The organism is Nitrospira sp. BLG_2 (assembly GCF_049222245.1).
The window spans coordinates 1-4,972 of the sequence record NZ_JBLYIG010000594.1 but is presented as its reverse complement, the minus strand read 5'-3'; the positions used below and the strand labels follow the sequence as shown (position 1 = coordinate 4,972).

Annotated in this window: 4 protein-coding genes; all 4 read left to right on the top strand. The window is 54.6% G+C overall.

What is annotated here, in order from left to right; genetic code table 11:
• Positions 1–1,071 (top strand): hypothetical protein (locus tag ACOSYY_RS15795; protein WP_421663593.1); only part of this gene is annotated, 1,071 nt, incomplete at its 5' end.
• A gap of 66 nt (positions 1,072–1,137) precedes the next feature.
• Complete coding sequence (locus ACOSYY_RS15790; protein ID WP_421663591.1) at positions 1,138–2,607, top strand: lipopolysaccharide biosynthesis protein; 1,470 nt, start codon at positions 1,138–1,140, stop codon at positions 2,605–2,607.
• A gap of 117 nt (positions 2,608–2,724) precedes the next feature.
• On the top strand, positions 2,725–3,726 hold the full coding sequence (locus tag ACOSYY_RS15785) for a glycosyltransferase family 2 protein (RefSeq protein ID WP_421663589.1): 1,002 nt from the start codon (positions 2,725–2,727) through the stop codon (positions 3,724–3,726).
• A 134-nt stretch (positions 3,727–3,860) separates the two neighbouring features.
• Positions 3,861–4,972, top strand: a 1,112-nt coding sequence (locus tag ACOSYY_RS15780) for a Gfo/Idh/MocA family oxidoreductase (RefSeq protein ID WP_421663587.1), incomplete at its 3' end; no start/stop codon positions are given.

Below are 4,972 nucleotides of genomic sequence, written 5' to 3'. Positions count from 1 at the left end.
CGATTCAAAGTATACAAGCGAGCTCATAAGGCCTGCGATACAGTGAATCCGGTAAGGTCACTACGGATTTCCCGTGCAGTCCACCTCGACCTGCGTTGTGACGGAGAAGCGTATGGGGGATGCCAGGCTGCCTGTCTCATTTTTTGGAAGACTGATTGGCTGCGTCCGGTTTCAGAAACGGGCGCAGCCAGCGATCAGCTCCCGGCAGCCACACAGGCGAACAGCACGCAGGAGGGTGCGGGAGCCGTCTGTACAGAGGCTGATGTATGGAAGGCTAGGTATCAGATAGGTCCGCAATCGGTCGATGGGCCCAGGTATCGCTGCCAAGCCACTCAACTACCGTTCTCCGGGGCCCTTCTGCCCTGGTGGGATATCCGGCAGTATGCGGAGGATTATGCCTCTGGAAATGTGACGATCGGGAGAATGCTTCGTGGTCTCGTCTATGCGACGTACTTCAACTTGATTCAATCTGGAATCGGGCTTGGTCGGCCGTTGCGGTGGCTATATGACCGATTCCAATCTATCTGGGGCGGCATTCCTTACCCGAGAAAAAGCGGGTCGATCCCGGTGAATCAACCCACGCCCACGTGCGCGCTGAATCTCCAGCCGGGCGAGTTGGTGAGGGTGAGACCATACAAAGATATCCTTGCCACGCTCAATTCAGACAATAAAAATCGGGGTCTGTATTTTGACGCCGAAGCGGTTCCCTACTGCGGTGGGACCTATCGTGTCAAGGCGAGGCTGAATAAGTTTATCGATGAGAAGACGGGCAGGCTGATTACGCTCGCGAACAGCTCCATCATTTTGGAGGGGGTGTGGTGTGAAGCACGATATAGCGATTGTCGAATGTTCTGTCCGAGGAGCATTTATTCATGGTGGCGGGAGATCTGGCTTGAGCGGGTCCTAGGGGAATCCAAGAATACATTGGTAAATCAATCAGATTTGCGCTGTTCTGGGTCGCAGGGTCAAAAAATGACGGCCTTGCCTGCCACGGCGGCGGCGAGCGATTTTGGACCAAGCAGTCGTCAGTCTGCTGCTGCTCATGCGAATGCAAACGGATCCATCTCCTAGCTTCTTATCCTGGTAGCGATTAGCAATACGTCCAGGTTATGAAGCGATGTCGTCCGTAAAGTCCCGATGAAAGACCTGAAAGAGAGGGCGCTACGTGGGGGGGTCGCCAAGCTCTGCGCCCAAGCAGCAAACTTTATCCTTCGGATTGGTTCCCTGATGGTCTTAGCCCGGTTGCTGGAACCAAAGGACTTCGGACTGGTCGGGATGGTAACCGCTGTCACGGGAGTGTTCAGTTTATTCAAGGATGCCGGGTTATCGATGGCAACAGTCCAGCGCACGACGATTTCCCACGAGGAAGTGTCGAATTTATTCTGGCTCAACATGGCGGTGGGGGCGCTGCTGGGGTGTCTGTCGATAGCGATCGCGCCGATCCTTGTGTCCTTTTATCAAGAGCCGCGACTGTTCTTCGTGACCGCAGCGGTGGGGACTGGTTTTCTCTTCAACGCGGCCGGAGTGCAACACTCGGCACTTCTCCAGCGGGAGATGCGCTTCGTGACGTTGGCTGTGATCGAAACGATAGCGTTATCAATCAGCATTGGCGTGGGCATCGGTATGGCCCTAAGCGGCTTTGGATACTGGGCGCTCGTCGGCATGGCGGTCGCGTTGCCGGCAGCCTCCACCGTCTGCCTGTGGGCGTTGGGTACATGGGTGCCTGGAATGCCCCACGGAGGAACGACGATCCGTACGATGGTGCGTTTTGGAGGCATGGCCACCTTAAATAGCCTCGTCGTGTACGTGGCATATAACATAGAAAAAGTGCTGCTCGGTCGATTCTGGGGCGCCGAAGCTCTTGGGATTTATGGGAGGGCCTATCAGCTCGTCAGTATTCCTGCAGAGAATCTGAATTCCGCGACGGGCGGAGTGATATTCGCGGCCCTGTCGCGGCTCCAGAACGAACCCAGCCGCCTGAAAAGCTATTTCCTCAAGAGCTACGCGTTGGTCTTGTCGCTCACCCTGCCCGTCTCCGTGGCGTGCGCCCTGTTTGCCGACGACATCATCCTTCTTGTCCTTGGGCCAAAGTGGGGGGATGCAGTCCCGATCTTCCGATTGTTGACTCCGACGATCCTAATCCTGGCGTTAATCAACCCGATGTATTGGCTGCTCGTTTCGATCGGTTTGGTGGGCCGGAGCTTGAGACTTGCCCTCGTCATCGCTCCCTTGGTGATTACGGCGTATCTTCTCGGATTGCCATACGGCCCAAGCGGCGTCGCTTTTGCCTATTCTGCCGCCCTGACGTTGTGGGTGGTTCCGCATATTGCCTGGTGCATACACGGAACCATAATTTCTCCGCGGGATCTTTTGCAGACTGTCGGGCGGCCCCTTCTCTCGACGATGGTCGCCGCGGGATCAGCCTATATCGCCACCTTGTCCTATGCGCAATCGCTGGCACCTATGATCCGGCTTCTATTGGGCGGCGGCATTTTGATCGGTGTGTATCTTTGGATGCTCTTATACGTCATGCGCCAAAAAGAATTCTATGTGGAACTCTTTCGCGGCTTGAGGAGCCAGCCATCTTTACCAAGGGCAATCAGCTGAACTGTTCGAAGTCAGAACAAGCGCTGTAAAGCCGGGTGGGAGCACCGGGAAGCGCGGAGCGGGAGCGGGGAACGCAAGTCTAGGCGACTGAGAGAGTAGAAGGAACGGTCTTTGGTCATGGGTGATTCAACAGGAAGTACGAGGACACCGATCGTGACGGTGCTCACTCCCGTGTACAACGGAGAGAAATATCTTGCTGAGTGCGTCGAGAGCGTACTGGCGCAGACGTACCGGAATTTTGAATACGTGATTGTCGATAACTGCAGCACAGATAAGACACTGGAAATTGCACGGGAGTATGCGCATAAGGACGCCCGCATTTGGGTTGTTACCAATGAACGACATGTTGGAGTGATTGAGAATCATAATATTGCCTTCCGCCATGTTTCCGCGGAGAGCAAGTATTGTAAGGTGGTTTCAGCCGATGACTGGATCTATCCGCAGTGCCTCAGGTTGCTGGTGGAAGTTGGAGAGAGAAATCCTACTGCCGGGATCATCGGATCATACCAGCAGAGGTCCAATCGGATCATGTGGAAAGGTGTGTCGCGTAATGCGGAGTTGGTTTCGGGTCGTCAGGCGTGTCGGATGACCTTCCTTGACGACCTAACAATTTTCGGTCCTCCCACGAGTACTCTGTATAGGTCCGATTTGGTTCGAGCAAATACGCCTTTTTACTCGACGTCCTTGCCCCATGCCGATATTTGTGCCTTTTACGATTACTTGGATAAGTCTGATTTCGGCTTCGTGCATGAAGTCCTCTCGGTAGAGAGAATCCACTCCGAACAAACCAGCACCAAGCCGAATGACTTATATGCGGATCTCATCGCGGATATCAGCAATGTATTGAAATATGGGCGCGCCTATCTCGAGGAAGATGAACGTGCCGCGGTTCTCCATCGGTACATGAAGAGGTATTACAGTCGATTGGGTGGGGCGGTCCTCAAACTTAAAGGAAAGAATTTTTGGGAGTTCCACAGATCGAGGATGGCAGATCTTGGTATACCCATCTCGTGGGTAAAGGTGGCAAGGGCTGCGGTGAGTGAAATGTTGCAGGAAATGAAGAACCCGAGGATTGGATTCCGTAAGTTTGGACAGGCGCTGAAACGAACGATCCACTAGTAATGGAGAGAGTCGCGAGAAGCTCAAGCATACAGAAAGACCTATGGTGTCGCGTTTAGAGATGCCGGGATGCAGGCAAGTTGACCAGTTGCATTGCGGTATTCGGGACCAACAGACTTTTCGTGGAGAAACTTATGAAAACAGTAGCTGTGGTCGGGGCGGGATATTGGGGGAAGAATCTGGTTCGGAACTATGCAGAAGTGGGAGCGCTTCATACGATCTGCGATGCCCGCCTCGAGGCCTTAGCCGCTCTCCGAAAGAGTTTCCCGGATGCCAGATACTGCTCTCAGTTTAAAGATGTTCTGGCTGACCCGGAAGTGAGGGCAGTGGTCATTGCGCTTCCGGCCGAAAGCCATTATGAGTTTGCCGCGAAAGCGTTGCGGGCCGGCAAGGATGTATTCGTTGAAAAACCGCTGGCGCTGGATATCGACCATGCCAAAACATTGAATGCAATTGCCTTGGAAGGAAAGCGGGTACTCATGGTGGGGCATTTATTGCGGTACCATCCGGCTTTCCTCAAGTTGAAGGAGATGGTTGATCGGGGAGTCCTGGGGCGGCTTCAGTATGTCTACTCCACGAGATTGAGTCTGGGAAAGATCAGACGAGAGGAGAATGCACTGTGGAGCTTCGCCCCACATGATATCTCGATGATCCTGGCGCTGTGTAACGAAATGCCACAGCATGTATCCGCGGTTGGACACAACTACCTGCATAAACAACTGGCGGATGTTACCACCACCCACCTGTCATTTCCCAGCGGCGTTAATGGGCACGTCTTCGTCTCGTGGCTCCACCCGTTCAAGGAGCAGAAACTTGTCGTGATCGGCGAGTCCAAGATGGCCGTCTTCGAGGATACGCAGCCGTGGGAGAAAAAAATTGCCCTGTACTCGCACACGATCAAATGGGAAGGCGGGGTGCCCGTGCCGGAGAAGGCCGATCCCGAGTTTGTTCCGGTCGAAGCGAAGGAGCCGCTGCGGGAGGAGTGCCTGCATTTTCTTCGCTGCATCGAGAACAGAGAAACTCCAATTACAGACGGGAACGAAGGGCAGCGAGTGTTGGAGGTCTTGCAGCGGGCCCAGCAATCGTTGGAACAGGAGCCTGGCGGGGGAGCCAATCCTCACGCGGCCAAGGAAAGGAAGGCGTATTTCGTTCACGAGTCCGCGTTCGTGGACGAGCCGTGCCGGATAGGCGCCGGGACGAAGATCTGGCATGGAGCGCATGTGATGAAGGGGGCGGAGATCGGCGA

What these genes read in the sequence shown, in the direction of transcription:
- ACOSYY_RS15785 (WP_421663589.1), top strand. Translation starts at nt 2,725, where the DNA reads ATGGGTGATTCAACAGGAAGTACGAGGACACCGATCGTGACGGTGCTC.
- ACOSYY_RS15790 (WP_421663591.1), top strand. Translation starts at nt 1,138, where the DNA reads ATGAAAGACCTGAAAGAGAGGGCGCTACGTGGGGGGGTCGCCAAGCTC.